Below are 22,017 nucleotides of genomic sequence, written 5' to 3' on the forward strand. Positions count from 1 at the left end.
CCGCCCCGCGCCCCCGGGCGCGGGGCGGGCGTCCGCGGGGCAGACTGGATCCATGCTCGCTGCTCTCACAGGGCTCGGATTGTCGACGGCCGCCGGGTTGAACGCCTACATCCCGCTGCTCGTCGTGGGAGTGCTCGCCAACGTCACCGACGCGGTGAAGCTGCCCGACGGCTACTCCTGGCTGTCCAACTGGGGCGTGCTCGCCGTCATCGCCGTGCTGCTCGTCGCCGAGATGGTGCTCGACAAGGTGCCGGCGGTCGACACGGTCAACGACATGATCCAGACCGTCGTACGGCCCGCGGCGGGCGGCGTGGTGTTCAGCGCCACCAGCGCCGCGGCCGAGCTGGACCACTCCACCTGGATGACGCGCAACCCGTGGGCCGGGTGACTGCTCGGCATCGTGCTGGCCCTGGCCGTGCACGCGCTGAAGGCCGCCGCCCGCCCGGTGATCAACGCGGGCACGGTCGGAGCGGGCGCCCCCGTGGTCAGCACCGTGGAGGACGCGGGATCGCTCGGGATGAGCCTGGTCGCCGTGTTCGCGCCCGTGCTGGTGATCATCGGGGTGCTGCTGTTCGCGCCGGTGGCCTGGTGGGGCGTCCGCAAGGCGCGGCGGGTCCGGGCCCGCCGGAAGGCCGCTCGCGCGTCGTCCCGCGGGCTGATGGACGCTCCCCCGCCGGGATGACGCGCCGCGGGCTCGCCCGCTCGTACGATCGCCGTGCGGATTCAAGGGAAGACCCGTGTGGGCGCTCCGTGGCCCCCGCCCCCGGCGCCCACACGCTCCCCCGCCCGCCCCGGACCGCTCCTCCGGCGCCGTCTCCTCAGCGGTGCCGTGGTCACAGGTGGTCGGCGACGATCTCCCGCACCCACCCGCCCACGACCTCCACGAACTCCGCGGGCCGCTCCTCGTGCAGCCGGTGGCTGGAGCCCTCCCAGCAGACGACCTTCGACCCGGGATGCTTGAGCAGCCCCGCCTCCCAGAGCGCCCGGGCCGGATCGGCCCAGATCGACAGCACGGGGCAGTGCCGGCGGGCCAGGTACTCGTCGCTGTGCGGCCTGACCCCCATCGACCCGGGCAGCGCGAACATCGCCTCGAACGCCTGCGCCAGCACGTGCGCGGGCATCCCGTACAGCCTGCGCCGGTGCCAGCGGCGGATGACGGCGGGCGTGGCGGCGTTCGTGCACCACCGGTCGAGCCGCACGGCGACCTCGGTCGCGTTCTCGCCGCGCAGCCCGGCGATCGTCCGGGGGAACCCGCGCGCGACCTCCGGGCTGATGCCGTACCCGGGGTCGACGGCGACGACGCCGGCGACCCGGTCCGGATGCTCGACGGCGAGGATGGAGGCGATCTGGCCGCCCATGGAGTGACCGACGACGATCGCCGCGGGCACGCTCAGGGCGTCCAGCAGCGCGACGAGGTCCCCGGCCATGGCGCGCGGGGTGTTCCCCTCGGCGGGGACCGACGAGTAGCCGTGGCCGCGCAGGTCCACCGCGATCACACGATGCGCGGCGGCGAGCGCGTCGATGTGCCAGGACCACTGGTGGGAGTCGGCGCCCCATCCGTGCACGAGCAGCAGCGGCGGCCCCGCGCCCGCCCCGTCGTCGGTGTGGAACAGCCTGACCGCGCCCTGGTCCGTCTCGACCGTCGTGTACGGCACCGGCCCGCCTCCTCGCGTCCGCTCTCCCGTCGACCCGCCGGGCTACGAGGACTGAACCACAGCCTCCCGTAGCCGATCAAGAGCTTGCTTGGTTACCGGAGGCGACTCTTTTCCCCGCCCGCGCTGCCGGAGCACTATCCTCGAAGGGAGAACGGCGAGCGGGAGGTGGACACGATCGGCGAGGTCCTTTTCATCGTGCTGGCGATCATGGCCATCCTGCTGCTGGTGGCCGGTGTCGGCGTGTACTTCCTGGTCAAGCTGGGCCGCAAGGCCGCGGTCAGGGCGAAGCAGGCGACGACCCGGCTGACCACCCACGTCAACGCCATGGGCGCCGGCGAGGCGGCCGAGGTCGAGCGGCTCCGGCTGGACCTGCGGCGCGAGGTGTCGCTGACCCGCCAGGCGGTGCAGACCGCCCAGCAGCAGGGCTGGGGCCTCGGCGACCTGCCGCAGCTCCTCGCCGACCTGTCACGGCAGGCCGACGTCCACGACTCCCAGCTCGGCATGTACGCCCAGCAGCTGCGCGTGTCCGCGTACGTGGACCACGTCACGCTCGGCAAGCTGCGCGAGCACCAGGCGAAGCTGACGGCGATGTGCGCCCGCATCCGCGCCGACCTGCTCGGCCACCAGGTCCAGCACGCCTCGGCCGGCATCGACGACCTGCACGTCCGCACAGACCTGGAGATCGAGGCGCGCCGCGGCGTCCCGGACCCGCTGGACGAGATCGACCACCTCTACCGCCGCTCGATGGAGCGACGCGAAGACCACTCCTGACGGCCGCGCTCTGTGGCATCCTCACCACGACGGGTGGTCGCGAGAGGGGCGAGCGGTGGACGAGCTTCCGGACTGGTTGTACCCCGGCCCACCGGACGGCTGGACCGCCGACATGCTCGACCGGCTTCCGCCGAACGCGCCCCGGGGTGTGGAGTTGATCGACGGCGCGCTCGTGTGGATGCCGTCGCAGACGGGCTCCCACCTGCTGACCGTGCGGCTGCTGGAGCAGGCGCTCTCCGTTCCCGCTGAGTTCGCCGTCGCCAGGGGGATGACCGTCACCCTTGACCACCGTCAGCGGCCCAGGCCCGACCTCCTGGTCGTGCGCCGGCAGGCGCTCACCCTGACGGCCAGGACCTTCGTGCCCGAGGACGTCCATCTGGTGGCCGAGGTAGCCTCAGAGGCGTCGCTCGACCGGGACCGCACCACCAAACCCAGCAAGTACTCCGACGCGGGCATCAAGTACTTCTGGCGGGTGGAGGAGGAGAACGACCAGCCCGTGGTCTACACCTTCGAGCTGGAGCCGGTCGTCAAGGCGTACGTGCCGACCGGCATCCACCGCAAGCGCCTGGAGACCTTCGTCGGCTTCGAGGTGGACATCGATCTCGACCTCGCGCGCGTCATCGGCTGACCCCCGCCCCCAGTCCAATCATTCGCTCCCCGTCCGGCTCGGCACGCTCTCGTCCGCGGCCAGGCTGGGGGTGCGGCCGGGAGGAGGAGGGCTGGGCAGGCCGCCGGTGAGCGTGTCCTCGGGCCGCAACGCCAGATTGGCGTCCCGGACGAAATACGGCCGCAGGCGTCCGGTGTCGTGAAGCAGCCGGTGGAGGTAGCGTCCCACCAGCGCCAGCGCCGCAAGGGTCAGCCCGCTGAGCAGGAGCTGGGTCGCCGCGACAAGGTGCCCGGCCTCCGCACCGGCGTACGCCGGCACCGCGAGCGCCAGGGCGAGCGCGCCGCCGAGCACGGCCGCCGCGTACACCGCGTTGAGCGGTCGCAGGGAGAAGCCGAAGAACAACTCGAAGGAGTGCGCGGCCAGCCGCGCCAGGCGGAGCCGGGAGCGGCCCGCCGTCCTGGGCCGGTGCGTGACCGGCGCGACGGCGTACCGGGCGCCGACGAGCGGCACCGCCGGGATGAACCAGGGCAGCCGCAGGTCGGTGATCGTACGGGCCACGCCGGTGCGCACCAGCCTGAAGGTGGAGGCGCCCCTCGGCATGTCGATGCCGAAGACGCGCCGGGCCGCCCAGTGCAGGCCCGCCGAGCCGCCCCTGCGGACCAGCGGGTCGCGCCGGCCACGCCGCTCGCCGAACACCACGTCGTAGCCCTCCTCGGCCTTGGCGAGCAGGGTCCAGATCTCCTCGGGCGGCACCTGGAGGTCGGCGTCGCACTGGACGGTCCACGGCTGGCCCGCGTACCGGAACCCGGCGGCCATGACCGCGTCGATGCCGAAGTTGCGGGTGAACGACAGGTACCGCACGCGCGGATCCGTCCGCGCCAGGCGACGGATCCGGTCGAGCGAGTCGTCGGTGCTGCCGTCGTCGACGAAGAGGATCTCCAGCTCGTCGATGTCCCTGAGCGCGCCGACCAGCTCCCGGTGGGCGACCTCCACCTGTGCCCCCTCGTTGAAGCACGGCACCAGCACGGTCAACCCGGTCTTCACAACCGCCTCCTCAGCATCGTTCCCAGGACGAATCCCTGCGCTCCCAGCGCGTACACCGCACCGGACACCCCCGCGAACGGGATCACCAGTGCGCCCAGCACGGCCACCACGGCCCAGGACATGACGACCGCCTTGGCGCAGGCGCGCAGCCCGGCCTTGCCGGTGTTCTCCAACATGAAGACCGCGAAGCCCGCCAGCGCGTTGACGGGGAGCAGCGTGGCCAGCATTCCGCCGAGCGCGACCAGCGAGCGGGTCCCGGCCAGTCCGCCGGCGAGGGCCGCCCCCGCGACCACCAGCCAGGCACCGCCCATCCACGCGGACAGCAGCGCGACCCGCCGCGCGAGCGCGCGCACCTGCCCGGCGCCGGCCGAGCCCGTCCGCAGCGCCAGCCGGGGCTGGTAGATCCGCTGCAACGTGTAGATCACGGACGCCGCGAAGCCCCAGACGAGGATCATCATGTAGAAGTCGCCGCTCTGGTCCGCGTGGGCGGTGAGCGACAGCTCCACGAACAGCGTGCCGACCATGGCGTTGCCCATCACGTCGACCGCGCCCATCAGCATCACCGTGCCGGCCACGATGCCGCGCAACGTCCGGCGCGGCGGTCCTGCGCTGCCCCGGGCCCCGGCCGGCAGCCCGCGCAGCAGGGCCAGGTTCAGCACCGTGGCCAGGACCAGCATCCCGGCCAGGTATCCGGCCGGGCGGAGATGCGAGGTGAACGCCAGCCCGGCCATGCCGAGCATGCCGAGGCCGAGGAGAGAGAAGTGGGCGGTGTCCCGGGTGTACCTGCCCAGGGCGCGGTGCAGGGCCACGCCGAGCATGCCGCAGCCGAGGGAGACGTAGTACGCGACGGCCAGCAGGTAGATCGTGATGGTCGAGTCCGGCGCGAGGACGAATCCGGCCACGGCCGTCGCGGTGAAGGGCAGCGGACCGCGGGCGACGACGACGCGCAGCATCCCGGCGATGTGGTCACGGGTACGGCGGGCACGCGGGATGAGGGTCAGCGCCGCCTTCTCCGGGCCCGACTGGACCACCATGCTGAGCCAGCCCACCGCGCCCACCGCGGCCGCGTACGCGTTGAAGTCCTCCCGGCTCCACGCGGCGACCAGCACGCCCGCGGAGCCGTACATGAGGAGGCGGAAGGTGGCGCGACCGCCCAGCAGCGTCAGCAGGCGACCGGCGCCGATGCTGTGCGGCGCGGCGGCGGTCACGGGGCGCCCGCATCGGCCGCATCGGCTGCCGCGTCGCCGGCCGGATCGGCCGCCAGGTCGGCCGCGACGGCGTCGCGCAGGGGCCGGGCGCCCGTCCTCAGGTAGGCGAGCAGTGCCTCACGGATGCGGTCGTCGCCGAACCGGTCGCGCACGCCCGGCACCGACGGCCCCTTGTCCACGCCGAACAGCGCGCAGAACAGGGCCCGTACCTGCTCCGTGGTGAACGACCCGGGCGGCGTCAGCAGCTCCTCGACCGACTCGGCGGCGGGCGCGGGCGCCGGGGGCGCCTCCAGCCAGGTGGTGGACCGGCCCGCGGTGGCGAGCCAGCGGCGCAGGTGGCCGACCCGTTCGGCGACGAAGGCCGGATCCTGACCGGCCAGCCTGGACGTGGCGAGCCCGGCGTCGTAGCAGGTCGCGTGCAGCGCGGCGCACACCTTGGAGAACGCCGGGGGTCTGGCGGGCAGCAGGTCGAGGGGGACCTCGCTGACCCGTTCGAGGGCGGCCCGAGCCTCGGCCGAGGTCCGGGCGGCGGCGACGAGGGCGTCGAAGTCCTTGTACCAGCGCGCGAGCGTGGCCCGGTCCGGCGCGTCGGGGACCGGTGCCTGCCCGGCTTCCTCGCGCACCCAGCGGACCATGCGGGCGGGCATGAACGCCGCCAGCGGATCGCCCTGCGGCGCCGCGGGCGGCTCACGGCCGGGTGCCGGGCCGAGGGCGGAGCCGGGAGCGGAGTCCGCGGCGGGGATCGCGCCGGGCAGGAACACCGCGCCGCAGGAGCGGCAGGAGTAACGGGCCGGCCGCAGGCGCCGCCTGATCAGCGACGGATGCGGGTGCCCGCATTGCACGCATGTCACGAGAGTGTCCAAGGTCAGAGGGGTGTCAGAGGGGTACGGCCAGCGCGGAGGAGGGAACGAGCTCCGCGCCGAGGTCCCTCTTGGCCTCCGCCTGCCCCTTGCCGAGGACCAGCCCGGCCTTGCCGGCGCCGATGGCCCACTCGACCATCCGGACGTAGCCGTCGAAGTAGAGGTGCTTGCGCCCGCCGTCCTCCGGAGGGAGGGCGCCCCAGCTCAGGCACACCGGCCAGCGGGGGTGGTCGAGGATCAGGGACAGGCCGAGGAGCCGCCCGCCGCCGTCGCGGTAGGCGATCGCGACGACCTCGTCGCCGCCGACCAGGGCTTCGAGGTAGGGCAGCGGCAGCGGGGCGAGCGGGAAGAGCCTGTTGCGGTGTTTGAGGTCGTTCTCGGCGCGCAGCGCGGCGGCCTCGTAGCCGGTGACCAGCTCGCGCGCTGGCCCCACCTGGACCGACAGGCCGGGATCGGCGGAGAAGCCCCTGGCTCGCCGTCTGAGCGAGTCGCGGCGGGCGCGGTCGAGCCGGGCGTACCAGTTGTCGATGCCGGTCCACGGGGTGGCCAGCCTGGCCAGCGGCTCGGTCGGCAGGGTGAGCTTGGCCAGGCCGGGGAGCAGCGCGGCCTGGCCGGGCGACACCTCCCGCCACACGACGCTCCGCCAGCCCGCGCCCAGCTCCCGGCGGACGCCGCGGACGTAGCCGCGCAGCAGCTCCCGCAGTCGCCCCGGCTCGGGGTCGCCGGCGAACCACCACCCCTTCTGGGAGCGGTTCCCCGGCGCGTGCACGTCGATCAGGCCCGCGTGGTCGCGGCCGTCGGCGTACGCGCCGCGGTGCGGCCGGAGACCGCGCAGGGACGCCGACACGGCGCCGACCGCGACGCCGTCCTCCCGGAGGACGGTGAGGAGGACTGGGGCCTGGGCGGCCCAGGCGTAGGCCCGCAACAGGTCGTAGCGCCAGGTCACGCACTGGCCGGCCGCGGCGCGGAGCTCCTCCCAGCCGGTGGGCTCGGGATCGTGGCGCGGGTCCAGGATCTGCAGGGTGAGGCTCATCCCGTCGCCCACCGGGGGACGGCGACGAACGTCATCGGGACGTACTCGAACCCCAGCGACAGCTTGACGTCCGCCATGCCCCGGCCGCAGAGCAACTGCTTCCCGCCCGCTTCGAGGGCGGACCGGACGATGCGGACGTAGCTGTCGAAGTACAAGCCTTTGCGGCCGCCCTCGTCGGGGCGCAGCGCCGCCCAGGTGCCGTACACGGGCGCGACCGGGTGCTCGTACACGGTCGCGAAGGCGAGCAGCCGCTCCCCCGACCGGTAGGACAGCACGGTCACGTCGTCGCGCCGGAGCAGGGCGGCGAAGTACGCCGGGGGGAGGTCCGCCCGGGGGTCGAAGCGCGCCGCCAGCCGGGCCGTGTGCCTGCGGTTCAGCTCGGCCATCTCGACCGGATCGAGGTCGGCCCGAGCCCTTCCCTCCGTCACGAGCAGGTCGTCGGCCTCGGCGATCCTCCTGCTCTGGCGGCGCAGCTCCCATCGGCGGCTCTTGCCGAGGGAGCCGAGCCAGCCGTCCACCGACGACCAGCGCAGCGGCATCACCATGCTGCCCGGTGACTCCCGGGTGATCGCGCCCCCGCGGGCGACCAGGGGCAGGCCGGGCTCGGTCACCATGCGGTAGAGCACCCCGGCGAGTCCCCATCCGAGGTGGCGCCGCGCCGTGCGCTCGAACTGCCGGAGCAGGTGGGCACGGGTCTCCGGCGGCACGTCCCCGGCGAAGTGCCAGGTCGGCCCGTTGGAGTGGGCCGGCAGGCGGACGTCGAGCAGGATGGGCTCACGGCGGCGGCGCGGGGCCCGGGGGGAGTTCGGTAATCGCAGGCCGAGGTAGACGGCGCCGACCACCCCGGTGACGCGGTGGCCGTCGCGGAACACGGCCAGCAGAGGACGTGCCCATGATCCTTCGGACGACGCGGCGATGACGTCGTAGGACCAGATGGCGGTCAGGCCCTCGGCCTGCCGGAACTCCTCCCAGCCTGGCGGCTCGGGGTCACGGCAGGGATCCAGTACTTCCAGGTGCACTAGGTTGCCCTCGATGGCGAAATGATCACAACATGGATACGACGCATTGATTGGTGACGATTGTCGCAGAATATGTCTCCAGTGATCACGTCGTGCGCGTCCGACCCCCCTTGATGCGCGTCCATGAACCGTGCACTCACACACAAGGGACGACATGAAGGTTGGAGTAACCGGCGGAAACGGATTCATCGGCCGGTATGTATGCGAGGAGCTCGCATCGCGTGGCCACGTTCCGCTTGTGTTCGATCACAGGGGACACGCGGAACGCGACCTTCCCTGGGAAGTCATGCGAGGCGACATTCGGGACGCCACGTCTATGACGGAATTAGCCGCTCATTGTGACGCGATCGTGCATTTAGCGGCCGTTCTCGGCACCCAGGAAACCATCACCAATCCGCGTCCGGCCGCCGAGACCAACCTCATGGGCGGCCTCAACTTCCTGGAAGCGGTCGCCCAGTACGACCTGCCCGGTGTCTACATCTGCGTGGGCAATCACTGGATGGACAACAGTTACTCCATCTCCAAAACCGCTGTGGAGCGCTTCGTCCGCATGTTCAACGCCCACCGCGGGACGAGGGTGAACAACGTCCGGGTCGTCAACGCCTACGGCCCCCGCCAGCAGGCCGCACCGCCGTTCGCCCCCGGAAAGGTCCGCAAGATCACGCCCGCCGTCATCTGCCGTGCGCTGAGCGGGATGCCCGTCGAGCTGTACGGCGGCGGCACCCAGGTCTCCGACATGGTCTGGGTCGGAGACGTGGCGCGGGCGCTCGTCTCCGCCCTGGAGACCGCCGCCGCCGGAGAGGTGCTCGACCACGTCGTGGAGGTCGGCCCCACCTCGTCGTCCACCATCCGCGAGGTCGCCGAGCTCGTCATCGACCTGTGCGAGGCCCGCGGCTACCCGCGCGTGCCCATCGCCGACCTGCCGATGCGGCCGGGCGAGACGCCCGACACGGCCGTCACGGCCCAGACCAAGACCCTGCTGTCGGTGGGCATCGAGCCCAGCTCCCTCGTCTCGCTCGACGACGGCATGGCCCGGACCGTGGACTGGTTCATCGAGAACCGCGGCATCCACTGGAACGTCCCCGGCGCGGTGGCCACGGCGTGAAGCGACTCGTCATCCTGGGCGGCTCGGACGGAACGATCAGCTCCTTCCGGGCGGCCCGGCGGCTCGGCCTGGCCACGATCTGCGTCGACATGCGCGCCGACGCCCCCGGAGTGCGCGAGGCGGACGAGTTCCTGCACCTCAGCACCCGTGACGTGGAGGCGGTGACGGCCGCGCTGCTCGGCCGTGACGACGTCGTCGGCATGCTCGCCCCGGGAACCGACATCAACCTCCCCTCCCTGGTCGAGGTGACGGAGCGGCTCGGGCTGCCGTGCGGGCTCTCGGCCGCCGCGGGCGGAGCCTCTCCGGACGCTCCCGCGCTCCGGGCGTCGGTGGACAAGGCGTACTTCCGGGAGGTCTGCGCACGGGTGGGGCTCGGCGGGCCCGCCTACGTCAGCGGCACCGCCGCCCAGGTCCTGCGCGACACCGCCCGTCCCGACTTCCCCGTCATCGTCAAGCCCGTCGACTCCGGCAGCTCACGGGGGATCACGGTCTGCGCGGCCCCGTCGGAGCTGGCCGCCGCCGTCGAGGCCGCGGCCGCCGTCTCCCCCACGGCGACCGTGATCGTCGAGGAGCTGGTGACCGGCCGGGACCTGTGCGGTGAGGCGTTCCTCCAGGACGGCAGGGTCGCCCTGCTCGGGCTCAGCGACCGCGTGGTGGCGGCTCCCCAGGTCGTCGCCGTCGGCCACGACATGGCCCCCCGCGACGAGGCGCTGACCCGCGAGGTCACGCGGCAGCTCGAACTGGTCTGCGCCGAGGTCGGCTACATCGACGGCCCCCTCAACCTCGACCTCTTCGTCACCGGCGACACCGTCGTGCTGATCGAGATGGGCGCCAGGATCGGCGGCAACGGCATGGGAGAGGCTCTCGGCCTCATGTACGGCGTCGACACCGTCGCGGCCGCCGTCCTGCTCGCCATCGGCGAGCGCCCCGAGCTCTCGCCCCGGTGGACCAGGCACGCGTCCGTCCGCATGCTCCGCTCCCCCTCCGCGGGCACCCTCGTCGCGCTGGACGGCCTGCCGGACGCGCTGGCGCTGCCCGGGGTGGCCGACGTGGTGGTCACCGCCTCGCCGGGCGAGCAGGTCGTGCCGTACACGGAGTGCCGGGCCAAGCTGGGCTACGTGCTGGCCTCCGGGACCTCGGCCGCCGAGGTCGCCCAGGTGCTGGCCGCCGTCGAGAACCTGGTCCGGGTCAAAGTCGATGCGGGCTGAGTTCTCGGCTACGCGCTGGGAGCGGGCCTACCGCCGTGTCGTCTCCACGGCGTTCCGGCGGGTGCCCTTCTACCGGGACCAGTGGGTGGCGGCGGGCCGGGCGCTTGACGAGCCCGAGCCCACGCCCTCCGCCGCGCTGGCGGGCCAGTTGTTCCGGCTGTGCCCGTTCGCGCTGCCGTTCGACCCCTCCCGGGAGCCGTCGCTGTGGACGGGCGACGGCGCGGACCTGCGGGACGCGCTCGCCCTGGCGGGCGCGCCGCGCCGGACCCCCGTGCTGGAGGTGCGCGCCGCGGTGCTCGACCGGCGCACTCTCGCCGCGCCGCCGCTCGCCTGGCGCGGCCCCAGGTACGGGGTGCTGCTCGGGCCGGACGCCAGGGTCGTCGACGAGAGGCGCCGCCACGCGCTGAACGCCGCCGCGCTCGGGCTGGCCGCCGAGGCGGGGCGGGCAGTCGTGGTGGGCGAACGGGCCGCGCTGGACGCGGTGCTGCCGGGGCTGACGGGTGTCCGGGTCAGCGTCGTCGAACGCCTGTCCCTCGCCCAGGCCGTCAAGGCGGGGGACGCGCCGGTGCGGGCGGGGGACGCGGCGGTCGTGCACGACCCGCGCCTCGGCTACCTCGCCTCGGTCGTTCCCGGCTGCGGCAGGACGCATCTGCTGTGGCGGCACTTCCACGCCCGCCCGGCCGGAGGGACGCTGACGTTCACCGCGCTGCGCCGCCGAAGACCCATGCTGGTGAACGTGGTCCCGGACGACCCCGGGACGCCGGCCATCGCCGTCTGCCCGGAACACGGCACCCCCACTGTCTCCACGCCCGCCTAGACACCCGCCTGGGGAACCCGGCGTACCGGCCGCCGGCGTCTCGGCACCGTCCATTCCAGGAGCGTCCATTCCGGGAACGTCCTCTGGCACTCACCGTCCCGGCCCCCATCCTTCCGGCCCCCATCCTCGGCACCCACCGTCTCGACGCACTGACAGGGAACCCATGCTGTCCTCTCCGATCACGCGACCGTCCACCTCGTTCTGGCGGGACAACGGGACGGCGCTGCTCATGGGGGCCCTGGCGGCGGCGCTGGCCGTCATGGTCAGGTTCGTCATCCCCTACGAGCGGGAGATCACCTCGGCCTGGACGCTCCTGGTCAAGCTGGCCCCCCAGATCGCCGCCTGCGTCGCCGTCGCGTGGCTGGACGTCGCGTGGGCGCGGTGGCTGCGGCTGCACCTGGTGACGCTACCCGCGATCTTCCTGGGCTTCCTCTGCTACTTCGTGCCCAAGACGTTCATGACCGCGCTGGACATGGTGGACGGGTCAGCCGTGTTCGAGGACCTCTACCTGCACGTGGTGGTGTTCGTGCCGTTCCTCATCGTCGGGCTGGTGCTGTCCTACCGGCTCGGCGGCGGCTCGCGGGAGGGGGTGCTGCGGATCGGCGCGGCCATGACGATCCTCCAGATGTCGGGCCTGGAGGATCTGGTGGCGGTCGTCATGAACCGGCGGCTCAACGGGATCCCCGAGGTCTGGGACTGGGCGCACCACATGACGGTCCGGCTGGGACACCCCGCGACGCGGAACGAGGCATACGCCTTCATCGTGGTGCACGTCGTGCTCGCCGTCCTGACGCTGGCGCTCCCCCGAAGGTGGCTCGCCGGGCTCGGCCGCCGGCTGCACCCCGCCAGGGTCCGCTCGGACGGTTAGGCGGCGGCGCAGCCCGGGCGGCGGGCGCCCTTACCTGACGCCTGCCTCCTTCATGTCGCGCAGCTCACGCTTGAGCTCCTTGATCTCGTCGCGGAGCCGGGCCGCGACCTCGAACTGCAGGTCCGCCGCCGCCTGGTGCATCTGCTCCGTCAGCGACTCGATGAGCGTCTCCATCTGCGCCCGCGGCATCTCGCCCGCGATGGCCTTGGCGTGCTGGCCGGCCTGCCTGGCGGCGAAGCCGGGCACCGGCGCCTTGCCGCGCGACTGCTGACGGCCGCCGCCGAGCAGGCGGTCGGTGTCGGCGTCCTCGCGCTGCAGCGAGTCGAGGATGTCGGCGATCTTCTTGCGCAGCGGCTGCGGGTCGATGCCGTTGGCCTCGTTGTAGGCGATCTGCTTGGCCCGGCGCCGGTTGGTCTCGTCGATGGCCCGCTCCATCGACGGCGTGATCTTGTCCGCGTACATGTGGACCTGGCCCGAGACGTTACGGGCGGCGCGGCCGATGGTCTGGATGAGGGAGGTCTCCGAGCGCAGGAAGCCCTCCTTGTCGGCGTCGAGGATGGCCACCAGCGACACCTCGGGCAGGTCGAGGCCCTCGCGCAGCAGGTTGATGCCGACCAGCACGTCGTACTCGCCGACGCGCAGCTCGCGCAGCAGCTCGATGCGGCGCAGCGTGTCGACCTCGCTGTGCAGGTAGCGCACCCGGATGCCGAGCTCCAGGAGGTAGTCGGTGAGGTCCTCGGACATCTTCTTGGTCAGGGTCGTGACCAGGACGCGCTCGTCGCGCTCGGCCCGCTCGCGGATCTCGTGGACCAGGTCGTCGATCTGCCCCTTGGTGGGCTTGACGACCACCTCGGGGTCGACCAGGCCGGTCGGCCGGATGACCTGCTCGACGACGTCGCCCTTGACGCGGCCCAGCTCGTAGGGGCCCGGCGTGGCCGACAGGTAGACGCTCTGGCCGATGCGCTCCAGGAACTCCTCCCACTTCAGCGGCCGGTTGTCGAGCGCCGACGGCAGGCGGAAGCCGTGGTCGACCAGGGTGCGCTTGCGGGAGGCGTCGCCCTCGTACATGGCGCCGATCTGCGGCACCGTCTGGTGCGACTCGTCGAGGACGAGCAGGAAGTCCTCGGGGAAGTAGTCGAGCAGGGTGTTGGGGGCGCTGCCGGGCTCGCGGCCGTCCATGTGGCGCGAGTAGTTCTCGATGCCGGAGCAGGTGCCGATCTGCCGCATCATCTCGATGTCGTAGGTGGTGCGCATGCGCAGCCGCTGCGCCTCCAGCAGCTTGCCCTGACGCTCCAGCTCGGCGAGCCGGTCGGCCAGCTCGGCCTCGATGCCGCGCACGGCCGCCGACATCCGCTCCTCGCCGGCCACGTAGTGGGAGGCGGGGAAGATGTAGAGCTCCTCGTCCTCCGTGATGACCTCGCCGGTCAGCGGGTGCATGGTGGACAGCTTCTCGATCTCGTCGCCGAACATCTCGATGCGGACGGCGAGTTCCTCGTACTTCGGGATGATCTCGATCGTGTCGCCGCGGACCCGGAACGTGCCCCGGGTGAAGGCCAGGTCGTTGCGGGTGTACTGCATGTCGACGAGGCGGCGCAGCAGCCGGTCGCGGTCGATGTCCATGCCGACGCGCAGCCGGGTCATGCGGTCGACGTACTCCTGCGGCGTGCCCAGGCCGTAGATGCAGGAGACGGAGGCGACCACGATCGTGTCGCGGCGCGTGAGCAGCGAGTTGGTCGCCGAGTGGCGCAGCCGCTCGACCTCGTCGTTGATCGAGGAGTCCTTCTCGATGTAGGTGTCGCTCTGCGGGACGTACGCCTCGGGCTGGTAGTAGTCGTAGTACGAGACGAAGTACTCGACGGCGTTGTTGGGCAGCATCTCGCGCAGCTCGTTGGCGAACTGGGCGGCGAGCGTCTTGTTGGGCTGCATGATGAGCGCGGGGCGCTGCAGCCGCTCGATCAGCCACGCGATGGTGGCGGTCTTGCCCGTGCCCGTGGCGCCCAGCAGGACGCTGTCCTTGGCCCCGGCCTTGACGCGGCGCTCCAGCTCGGCGATGGCCGTCGGCTGGTCGCCGGAAGGAGTCATCTCGGTGACGACCTCGAAGGGCGCCACCTTCCGCTGCAAATCAGTGACCGGTCGCATGCTGCCACTGTAGGTCGCGCCACCGACAGAACCACCCGCCGGTGACCCCCTCAGGCGGAGCACTCGCCGATACGGCGCTCAGCAGCGCGATGCGGCCGTCGACCGTACGTCAACCGCAACGAACCTGTGAGACCGCACTGCAAGCGAACAGCAAGTCCCACCCGATACGGTCGAAATCGCCTGTAGCGAAAAGGAAGGTGCTATGTCACGACCCAGAGAGGCGCTCGTCCAAGCGGGCCAGGGCGTCGCCCAGGCCGTCATGCAGGGAGGTGACTTCAGGCAGGCGGCCGGTCAGGTGGCGGGCCAGCTGATGAGCCAGGCGGGTCAGGCCGGCGGCCAGGCACCCGGATTCGCCCTCAACCCGCACGACTTCGCCGCCGCCCGTGACGGCGGCGCGTCGGTGGGCACCCTCATCGAGGCGCGCACCGCGTCGCTGAACGAGGCCGGCGAGATCATCAACCGCAGTTTCGCCGAGAACGGCATGCACGTCATCTCGCCGGTGGTGATCCCCAAGGGCAGCACCGCCAAGGTCGTGGTGCCGCTGGGCATCCTCGTGGTGCTCGGCCTGATCGGCGCCCTGGGCAACGTCATCCCCCGGACCGAGCTGCTCTTCGGCCCCCACTACTGGGTGGTGCTCGTGCTGGCCGCGGCGTTCCTGTGGTGGCGCCGCAGCGTCGTCATGGTGCCCGAGGGCTGCAAGGCGCTGATCACCAAGTTCGGCAAGCTCGTGCACATCGCCGACCCGGGCCGCGTGACCCTGCTCAACCCGTGGAAGCGGGTCAGCTACATCGTCAACACCACCCGCGAGTACCCCTTCAACGCCCCCATCCGCGAGGCGCCGACCCAGCAGGGCGTCAAGGCCAGCGTCGACCTGTTCCTCCAGTTCAGGATCGAGAACCCGGCCGAGTTCATCTTCGTGCTCGGCTCGGTCAGCGGCTTCCAGTCCAAGCTGCAGAACGCCATCAGCGAGGTCACCCGCTCCCTCATCTACGCCCAGCGCGCCGAGGACATCTACGACCTGGTGGGCGAGAGCACGCTCGGCATGCTGGAGAGCCTCAACCAGCAGTTCCTGCCGGCCGTCCGGCTCACCGACGTCAACATCACGCACGCCGAGCCGTCCAGCCAGGAGTACCGCATGGACCTCGCGGCGCCCGAGATGGTGCGGGTCGCCAAGGAGGCCTACACCTACGAGTACGAGCTCCAGCTGCGCAAGGAGCAGAACGAGGGCGACCTGGTCAAGGAGCTGGCCGGGCTGCACGAGACGCTCAGCGCCATCCAGGCGGAGATCGCCGGCTACCAGGCCCGCATGGACACCGCGCTCGAACGCGCCTCCCACCAGGCCAAGGCCCAGGCCAGGCAGCGGCTGGTCGAGGCGGAGTCCACGGCCAACGCCAACTCGGCGCTGCTGGAGGCGCAGGCCCTGGACATCCGGGCGCTGAGCGCCGCCGAGGCGCCGGAGATCCTCGACTACCGCTTCCAGCAGGACCTGCTGGACAAGCTGGAGTCGGTCTCGTCGCGGCTGCCCCAGGTGGTGCAGGTGGGCGAGCGGACCGACATCGACTTCCTGGAGCTCGCCCAGCAGCTCGTCGGGGGCAGGGACGCGACGCTGTTCTCGGCCGAGGACATGGCGGCGATCCGGGGCAGGCTGTCGGCGATCGGCGAGCGCGTGCGCGTCCGTGAGGCGGAGATCGCCGCGCTGCTCGGCAGGGCGGCCGACGTGGACACCCCAGTGGTGGAGCCGGTGACGGTGGAGCCGGTGACGGTGGACGTGGTGACGGAGGGTGAGGTCCGATGAGCGGCCGCGAGTTCTCGAAGATCAAGGAATCGCTGGCGTCCTGGTCCGACATCCGCCAGCTCCTGCGCGGCGGGGAGCAGGGCCAGCTCGTGCCCGTCGTGATCCCCAAGGACCGGCGCGGGTTCGCCTGGATGACGCTGGTGTTCCTGGCGGTGTACTTCGCCGGGATGGCGGTGGTGACCGACGTCCGGACCCTGCCCGCGCTGGCCGCGCTGCTCATGCTGGCGCTCGCGGCCGTGCTGATGTGGCGCAAGGCGATCATCGAGATCGAGGAGGGCACGACGGGCGTCCGCAGCCGCTGGGGCGCGATCACCGGCACGCTGCCGCCCGGCCGGCACTACCTGTGGCTGCCGTGGGACCGGGTGGACGCGGTGGTCGACACCTCCACCGAGATCCCGTACTCGGCGCCCATCGTGGCCTGCCCGACGGCCGAGAACGTGCCGCTGAAGTCGATCGAGTTCTTCCTCAAGTTCCGCATCGTGGACCCGGTCGCGTTCGTGCGGACCATCGGCGCGGGCAACTTCGACCTGGTGCTGGCCAGCGCCGTGCAGGACGCGATCCGGCAGCGCAGCCGCCGCGTCCACACCGAGCGCGCGTACGACCTGCGCGGCTCCGACGTGGGCGACATGCAGGAGGCGCTCAACCGCCAGCTCGGCCGGTACGGCGTGCGGGTCACCGGCGCGAACATCCCCGACGTGCAGCTCCCCGACCAGTACCAGCAGCACCTGGCCACCCGGGAGAAGGTCGCCAAGGAGCTGTCGGCGTACGAGCGGGAGTGGGAGCTGACCCGCAAGCGCCGCATCGACACCCTGCTCATGGAGATCGAGCGCTCCAAGAAGACCCGTGACGCCCGCGTCGTCGAGGTCAAGGCCGCCCACAACACGGCGCGCAAGGACGTGGCCCGCATGCTGGAGGAGCAGGAGACCGAGGCGCAGCGCGTGCGCTGGGAGATCGAGGCGCGCGGCCGGGCGGAGCTGACCTCCGCCGAGAACGAGGCCAAGGCGCTGCGCCGGCTGGCCGAGTCCTACCGTGACAACCGGGCCGTGCTCCAGTACGAGCTGGCCCGCCGCCGCCTCGACGTGGGCGCCAAGCTGGCCGAGAGCGCCCCGCAGCCGCTGGTGGTGCGCACCCAGCAGGGCTCGGGCGACGCCTCGGCCCTGTCCACGATGCTGCTGGCCCAGTTCCTGCCCCGCATCTCGGGCCAGGTGGCCGCCCCCAACGGCGCCACGCCCCCCGCCCAGCGCTGATCCGCCGGCGCCGGAACCGAACGCATAGGAGAAGGACCCCATGGTTTTCCGCAAGCTGATGGCCGCGTTCGGCGCGGGTGTCGAGGTCGACACGGTGCTGTCCGGCACCACCGTCCGCCCGGGTGACCCGCTGCGCGGCGTCGTGAACTTCCGCGGCGGCGGCTCCGACTACAAGGTCGAGGGCATCCACCTCGACCTGACCGCCGTGGTCGAGGTCGAGAGCGGCGACAACGAGTACAAGACCACCTACAGCTTCCTGCGCCAGCAGGTCGCGGGGGCGTTCCAGCTCGCCGCGGGGGCGCAGCACAGCCAGCCGTTCGAGCTCCAGATCCCGTGGGAGACGCCGATCAGCACCGTCGGCGGGCACCCGCTGCACGGCATGCGGCTCGGCGTGCAGACCGAGCTGGCGCTGGCGGGCGCGCTGGACAAGGGCGACCTCGACCCGCTGTACGTGGACCCCCTGCCGGCGCAGCAGCACCTGCTGGGCGCGCTGGACCGCATGGGCTTCCACTTCAAGAAGGCCGACCTGGAGCGGGGCACGCTGTACGGCTCCACCATGCCGTTCTTCCAGGAGATCGAGTACCACGCCGGCGGCCAGTGGCGGCGGTACTTCAACGAGCTGGAGCTGACGTTCATCGCGGGGCCGCGGCAGATGGACGTCATCCTGGAGGCCGACAAGCGCGGCGGTTTCCTGACCTCCAGCCACGACGCCTACAACCGCTTCACGGTCCGCTACGACGCCGGCCCCGGCGCGGCCGACCAGGCGCTGCAGCACGGCCTGGAGCAGATGGCCCGCCACCGCGGCTGGTTCTGACGCCTCCCGGAGGGGGCCGCGCCACGGCCCCCTCCCCCCGGCGCGCCGCGACCGTATCTTCCGCGCGCTGGCACGGGCCTGAAGCGATCGTTACCATGGCGCTCGGGGACTGACCGATCGTCGGATGCGGGGCCAGCGATGTCACGGTTCAGGTCGGCGTGGAGCCGGGTCGCGCCATGGGCGGCCCAGAACGCCGACGGGGCGATCGCCCTCGTCCTCGCCATCGTCGTCGGCGTGCTCGGCGTCATGCCCGACGAGGTGTTCGGTCCCAAGGGCGCCGAGGTGCAGCAGCAGCTCGTCAGCGCCGCCACGCTGGTGATCCTCGCGCTCGTGGCCACCGCGCTGCTGCGCGACCGCGTCCGGCAGGCGCCCGTCGAGGAGACGATCACCTCCGGCGCGCTCGCCGAGCTCCCCGCCCGCCTGGCCCGGCTGGACGAGATCGACGGCCTGGTCGCCGGCACCCGCAAGGCGCTGGACGTGCTCCAGCTCGTCCGGGTCCTCGGCAGCCGCCAGGAGATCGCGCAGGCCCACGCCGAGGCGCGCGAGGACACCACCCGGTGGAGCTTCAAGGGCGGCACCGGCACCTACCTGCGGGCCGTCACCCTGCCCAGGTGCGTCGCCGCGGCCCGCCGGGTGAAGCGGCACCTCACCGTGCGCGTCGAGATCGTCGACCCGACCAACGCCGAGGTGTGCGAGACGTACGCCCACTACCGGCGGTCGCTGTCCGACACGCCCGACGGCACGGGCGAGACGTGGACGACCGACCGGGTCAGGAAGGAGTCGTACGCGACGATCCTGGCCGCGTTCTGGCACCGGCAGCGCTACGGCCTGCTGGACATCGGGGTGGGCCTGTCGGCGACGATGACGACGTTCCGCTGGGACCTGTCGGCGACCCGGCTCATCATGACCGTCGAGGACCCCAACCGGGCGATGACCGCGCTGGCCGGCACGTTCTTCTACGAGAACTGCGACACCGAGCTGCGGCTGAGCTTCGAGCAGGCGCGCCGGGTGCCGCTGGAGAAGTACAAGAAGGTGCCGCTCAGCGACGAGCCGACGGTCGAGGAGGTGCAGGAGCTGTTCGAGCGCATCGGCGTGCCGCTGCCGCGCTCGTACAACGAGCACGACGTGGTGGACATCGCCCGCAAGGCGCTGCGCGCCGTGAACCCGTACGGGGCGTGAGCGGGGAGTGAGCCACGACGACGTCTACCGGGAGCTGGCGGGGGGCCGGGCCGGCGAGTGGGCGCTGAAGGCGCTGTCCGGCGAGGTGCGGGCCGTGCGCCACCCGCTCGGGTTCGTCTGCCTGCCGCTGGAGCGCGAGGGCGGCGACGGCGTGTGCGTCCACCTGTGGTCCGGGGCGCTGGCGCACGCCGAGAGCACCACCTCGCAGATCCACTGCCACAGCTGGGACCTGTTCAGCCACGTCCTGTACGGCCAGATCCGCAACGTCCACGTGGACGTGGCCGACGCCGGGCCCGACGCCACCCACCGGGTGTTCGAGGTGGTCAGCGACCCGGCCGGCGACCACATCAGCCCCACCGGCCGCACCGTGCGCCACGCCACGGGCCTGGTCGAGGTGTTCGGCCCCGGTGACAGCTACACGCTGCGCGCCGGCCGCTTCCACAGCAGCGTGGTGCCGGAGGGCGGCGAGACGGCCACGATAGCCCTGGGCCGGGGCAGACCCGGCAGCCGCGACCTGTCCCTCGGCCCGCTGGCCGGCCTCGGCCACCACGTCTCCAGGCAGCCGCTCGACCCGGAGGAGACGGCCCACGCCGTCCGCCTGATAGCCGCCCACCTGACCTGAGGGGTGCCGATGGACCTACAGCACGCTCGCGCGGTCGCCGTCGAGGCCGCCGAGGCCGCCGGGCGGCTCATCCGGAGCGGCGCCGGCGGCGCGCTCGGGGTCCGCGCCAAGGGCCGCTCCGGCGACGTGGTGACCGACCTCGACCTCGCCTCCGAGAAGCTGCTGCTGGAGCGGGTCATGACCGCGTTCCCGTCGCACACGGTGATCGCCGAGGAGTCGGGCCTGCTGGGAGCGCGTGACGGCGAGTGGACATGGCTCGTCGACCCGCTCGACGGCACCAACAACGTGGCGATCGGCCTGCCGGCGTACGTGGTCGGGATGGCCCTGTGCCGGGGCGGGCGGCCGGTGCTGGGCGTGGTCCACGACCCGGTCGCCGGGCAGACCTGGTCGGCGGTGCGGGGCGAGGGCGCGGTCACCGCCTCGGGGGCGCGGCTCGCGCCGCCGTACCACGCGGCCCCGCACGGGCCGCTGCTGGCCTGGACGCAGGGCTACGCCGTCTCCCGGGGCGACGCGGCCGTCCTCGGGCTGAAGGCCGCGCTGGAGGGGCACGCCCGCAGGATGCTGCAGCTCTGGGCGCCGCTGCTGCAGTGGGCGATGCTGGCCAGGGGCGACATCGACGGCTTCGTCGGCTACCGGGCGGAGGCGGTGGACCTGCCGGCCGGGGCGCTCATCGCGCGGGAGGCGGGCATCGAGATCCGGACGCTGGAGGGCGGGCCGTTCGAGGAGCGTTTCGACGGGCCGGCGGAGGACCGCAGCTTCGTCGCCGCCCACCCGCGCGCCCTGCCCGCCCTCCTCGACGTGGTCAGGAGGTCAGGACGAGCGCCCACACCGTGACGAGCAGGCCTGCGACGGCGAGGCCCGCGCCGGTCAGCAGGAAGCGGCGCATCGGCACGCGCACGTCGTGGCGGCGGCACGACTCGAACCACAGCAGCGTGGCCAGCGAGGCCCACGGCGTGATGACGGGGGCCACGTTGGTGCCGATGAGCAGGGCGAGGAGCTGGTCCCGCTCGCCCGAGGGGATGACCTGCTCGACGGCCTTGTAGGCGGGCAGGTTGTTGATCGTGTTGGCGAGCCCGCCGCCGACGGCGGCCGTGCGGTACGGGTCGTGGCCCGTGCCGAGCATCCAGCTCATCAGGTCGGCCAGGCCGTACCTGCTGAGGGTCGGGACCACGAGGAACAGGCCGGTCACGAAGATGAGGAGCTGCCACGGGATCAGGCCCCAGGTGAGCCGCTTGCGGTCGCGCACCGCGTAGGCAGCCACGACGATGAGCGCGGCGGCGGGGGCGGCGACGCCGACCTGGACCTTGAGCAGGAGCGCGACGATGAACAGCACGCAGGCCGCCGAGGCGGCGGCGAACAGCACCCGGTCGCCGACCGGCTCCAGCAGCGGCGGCGTGTAGCGCAGGTCGCGGCGCTCGCCGCGCCGCCAGTAGAACACCCACAGGAACGCCATGGTCACGACGATGGAGGCGAGCTGCGGCGCCCACATCCGGGCGGCGAACTCCTGGGTGTCCAGGCCGATCTTCTGCATGCCGAGCAGGTTGGTGAGGTTGGAGACCGGCAGCAGCAGGCTCGCGGTGTTGGCCAGCCAGATCGTGGTCATGGCGAGGGGCAGCGGGGCGATGCGCGCCTTGGGGGCCAGGGCCAGCATGACCGGGGTGAGCAACACCGCAGTCGTATCAAGATTCAGAAATATCGTGACGAAGGATGCGAAAGCCGTACAGAGGAGGAAAAGGGCGGCGTAGTTGCCGCGTCCCAGCACCGCCATCCGCGCCGCGATGACGTCGAAGACCTGAGCTTCCTTGGTCAGCTCCGCCAGCACGATGATCCCCACGAGGAACACCAGCAGCGGCCCGATGTCGTCCAGGCTCTCGGCGGCCTCGCTCAGCGGGAGCAGCCCGCTCGCCACGAACAGCACACCGAGCGCCAGGAGGCCGATCCTGATCCAGTCGAGCACCCCAAGACGCCGCCACACCCGACGATGATCGCACATCGCCTCCCCAACGCCGATGCCGCGAGGGATACT

20 protein-coding genes and 1 pseudogene are annotated in these 22,017 nt (G+C 72.2%); 13 read left to right on the forward strand and 8 right to left on the reverse strand.

Annotated elements, in window-relative coordinates; all coding sequences use genetic code 11:
- The first annotated feature begins 52 nt into the window (after positions 1 to 52).
- Positions 53 to 682: pseudogene (locus tag AB0H64_RS39515) on the forward strand (DUF4126 domain-containing protein).
- Positions 683 to 833: 151 nt separating this feature from the next.
- On the opposite strand, the gene AB0H64_RS39520 reads toward AB0H64_RS39515, so the two are convergent.
- Positions 834 to 1,655, reverse strand: coding sequence for an alpha/beta fold hydrolase (locus tag AB0H64_RS39520; RefSeq protein ID WP_357635493.1), 822 nt, complete (start codon positions 1,653 to 1,655; stop codon positions 834 to 836).
- Between the two features lie 165 nt (positions 1,656 to 1,820).
- Here AB0H64_RS39520 and AB0H64_RS39525 point away from each other — a divergent pair, with 165 nt between their 5' ends.
- Together AB0H64_RS39525 and AB0H64_RS39530 are read left to right on the forward strand one after the other, a co-directional pair.
- Positions 1,821 to 2,426 carry a hypothetical protein gene (locus AB0H64_RS39525; protein WP_357635496.1) on the forward strand — a complete coding sequence of 202 codons (606 nt, stop codon included), beginning with the start codon at positions 1,821 to 1,823 and terminating at the stop codon, positions 2,424 to 2,426.
- Positions 2,427 to 2,481: 55 nt separating this feature from the next.
- Complete coding sequence (locus AB0H64_RS39530) at positions 2,482 to 3,054, forward strand: Uma2 family endonuclease (protein ID WP_357635500.1); 573 nt, start codon at positions 2,482 to 2,484, stop codon at positions 3,052 to 3,054.
- 18 nt (positions 3,055 to 3,072) lie between these two features.
- On the opposite strand, the gene AB0H64_RS39535 is transcribed toward AB0H64_RS39530, so the two are convergent.
- Genes AB0H64_RS39535 through AB0H64_RS39555 form a run of 5 tightly spaced genes read right to left on the reverse strand, consistent with a single transcriptional unit; the run spans position 3,073 to position 8,197 of the window.
- Positions 3,073 to 4,077: a glycosyltransferase family 2 protein gene (locus AB0H64_RS39535; protein WP_357635503.1), complete on the reverse strand. Its 1,005-nt coding sequence runs from the start codon at positions 4,075 to 4,077 to the stop codon at positions 3,073 to 3,075.
- Entirely contained in the window at positions 4,074 to 5,285 is a 1,212-nt protein-coding gene (locus AB0H64_RS39540) for a hypothetical protein (protein ID WP_357635506.1), read from the reverse strand. The genes AB0H64_RS39535 and AB0H64_RS39540 overlap by 4 nt, the downstream gene beginning before the upstream one ends.
- The gene (locus AB0H64_RS39545; protein WP_357635508.1) at positions 5,282 to 6,136 is read right to left on the reverse strand and encodes a hypothetical protein; all 855 of its coding nucleotides are present in this window, start codon (positions 6,134 to 6,136) and stop codon (positions 5,282 to 5,284) included. Before AB0H64_RS39545 ends, AB0H64_RS39540 begins: the two co-directional genes overlap by 4 nt.
- A 25-nt stretch (positions 6,137 to 6,161) precedes the next feature.
- Positions 6,162 to 7,178 carry a hypothetical protein gene (locus AB0H64_RS39550; protein ID WP_357635511.1) on the reverse strand — a complete coding sequence of 339 codons (1,017 nt, stop codon included), beginning with the start codon at positions 7,176 to 7,178 and terminating at the stop codon, positions 6,162 to 6,164.
- Positions 7,175 to 8,197: a hypothetical protein gene (locus AB0H64_RS39555; RefSeq protein ID WP_357635514.1), complete on the reverse strand. Its 1,023-nt coding sequence runs from the start codon at positions 8,195 to 8,197 to the stop codon at positions 7,175 to 7,177. The genes AB0H64_RS39550 and AB0H64_RS39555 overlap by 4 nt, the downstream gene beginning before the upstream one ends.
- Before the next feature lie 154 nt (positions 8,198 to 8,351).
- On the opposite strand from AB0H64_RS39555, the gene AB0H64_RS39560 reads away from it, so the two are divergent.
- The 4 genes from AB0H64_RS39560 to AB0H64_RS39575 all read left to right on the forward strand — a co-directional run bounded on the left by AB0H64_RS39560 (position 8,352) and on the right by AB0H64_RS39575 (position 12,195).
- On the forward strand, positions 8,352 to 9,302 hold the full coding sequence (locus AB0H64_RS39560; RefSeq protein ID WP_357635517.1) for an NAD-dependent epimerase/dehydratase family protein: 951 nt from the start codon (positions 8,352 to 8,354) through the stop codon (positions 9,300 to 9,302).
- Entirely contained in the window at positions 9,299 to 10,510 is a 1,212-nt protein-coding gene (locus AB0H64_RS39565; protein ID WP_357635520.1) for an ATP-grasp domain-containing protein, read from the forward strand. Before AB0H64_RS39560 ends, AB0H64_RS39565 begins: the two co-directional genes overlap by 4 nt.
- Positions 10,500 to 11,327, forward strand: coding sequence for a hypothetical protein (locus AB0H64_RS39570; protein ID WP_357635522.1), 828 nt, complete (start codon positions 10,500 to 10,502; stop codon positions 11,325 to 11,327). The genes AB0H64_RS39565 and AB0H64_RS39570 overlap by 11 nt, the downstream gene beginning before the upstream one ends.
- A 163-nt stretch (positions 11,328 to 11,490) precedes the next feature.
- The gene (locus AB0H64_RS39575) at positions 11,491 to 12,195 is read left to right on the forward strand and encodes a hypothetical protein (protein ID WP_357635524.1); all 705 of its coding nucleotides are present in this window, start codon (positions 11,491 to 11,493) and stop codon (positions 12,193 to 12,195) included.
- Between the two features lie 30 nt (positions 12,196 to 12,225).
- On the opposite strand, the gene uvrB is transcribed toward AB0H64_RS39575, so the two are convergent.
- The gene (gene uvrB, locus AB0H64_RS39580) at positions 12,226 to 14,334 is read right to left on the reverse strand and encodes an excinuclease ABC subunit UvrB (protein WP_357635527.1); all 2,109 of its coding nucleotides are present in this window, start codon (positions 14,332 to 14,334) and stop codon (positions 12,226 to 12,228) included.
- A gap of 202 nt (positions 14,335 to 14,536) precedes the next feature.
- Between uvrB and AB0H64_RS39585 the strand changes: the two genes are divergently transcribed.
- The 6 genes from AB0H64_RS39585 (at position 14,537) to AB0H64_RS39610 (ending at position 20,825) form a co-directional block, all read left to right on the forward strand.
- On the forward strand, positions 14,537 to 16,129 hold the full coding sequence (locus AB0H64_RS39585) for an SPFH domain-containing protein (RefSeq protein WP_357635529.1): 1,593 nt from the start codon (positions 14,537 to 14,539) through the stop codon (positions 16,127 to 16,129).
- On the forward strand, positions 16,126 to 17,376 hold the full coding sequence (locus tag AB0H64_RS39590) for an SPFH domain-containing protein (protein ID WP_357635532.1): 1,251 nt from the start codon (positions 16,126 to 16,128) through the stop codon (positions 17,374 to 17,376). Before AB0H64_RS39585 ends, AB0H64_RS39590 begins: the two co-directional genes overlap by 4 nt.
- Before the next feature lie 40 nt (positions 17,377 to 17,416).
- Positions 17,417 to 18,190 (forward strand): sporulation protein, encoded by a 774-nt coding sequence (locus tag AB0H64_RS39595; RefSeq protein ID WP_357635535.1) that lies wholly within the window; start codon positions 17,417 to 17,419, stop codon positions 18,188 to 18,190.
- Positions 18,191 to 18,328: 138 nt separating this feature from the next.
- Complete coding sequence (locus AB0H64_RS39600; RefSeq protein ID WP_357635538.1) at positions 18,329 to 19,369, forward strand: hypothetical protein; 1,041 nt, start codon at positions 18,329 to 18,331, stop codon at positions 19,367 to 19,369.
- Positions 19,370 to 19,376: 7 nt separating this feature from the next.
- Entirely contained in the window at positions 19,377 to 19,991 is a 615-nt protein-coding gene (locus tag AB0H64_RS39605; RefSeq protein ID WP_357635541.1) for a hypothetical protein, read from the forward strand.
- 9 nt (positions 19,992 to 20,000) lie between these two features.
- Positions 20,001 to 20,825 carry an inositol monophosphatase gene (locus tag AB0H64_RS39610; RefSeq protein ID WP_357635543.1) on the forward strand — a complete coding sequence of 275 codons (825 nt, stop codon included), beginning with the start codon at positions 20,001 to 20,003 and terminating at the stop codon, positions 20,823 to 20,825.
- On the opposite strand, the gene AB0H64_RS39615 is transcribed toward AB0H64_RS39610, so the two are convergent.
- Entirely contained in the window at positions 20,794 to 21,966 is a 1,173-nt protein-coding gene (locus AB0H64_RS39615) for an SLC13 family permease (protein WP_357635545.1), read from the reverse strand. The two genes, AB0H64_RS39610 and AB0H64_RS39615, sit on opposite strands and share 32 nt — an antisense overlap.
- Positions 21,967 to 22,017: the final 51 nt, after the last annotated feature.

The organism is Nonomuraea sp. NPDC050733 (assembly GCF_040654215.1).
In the GTDB taxonomy this organism is placed as follows: Bacteria; Actinomycetota; Actinomycetes; order Streptosporangiales; family Streptosporangiaceae; genus Nonomuraea.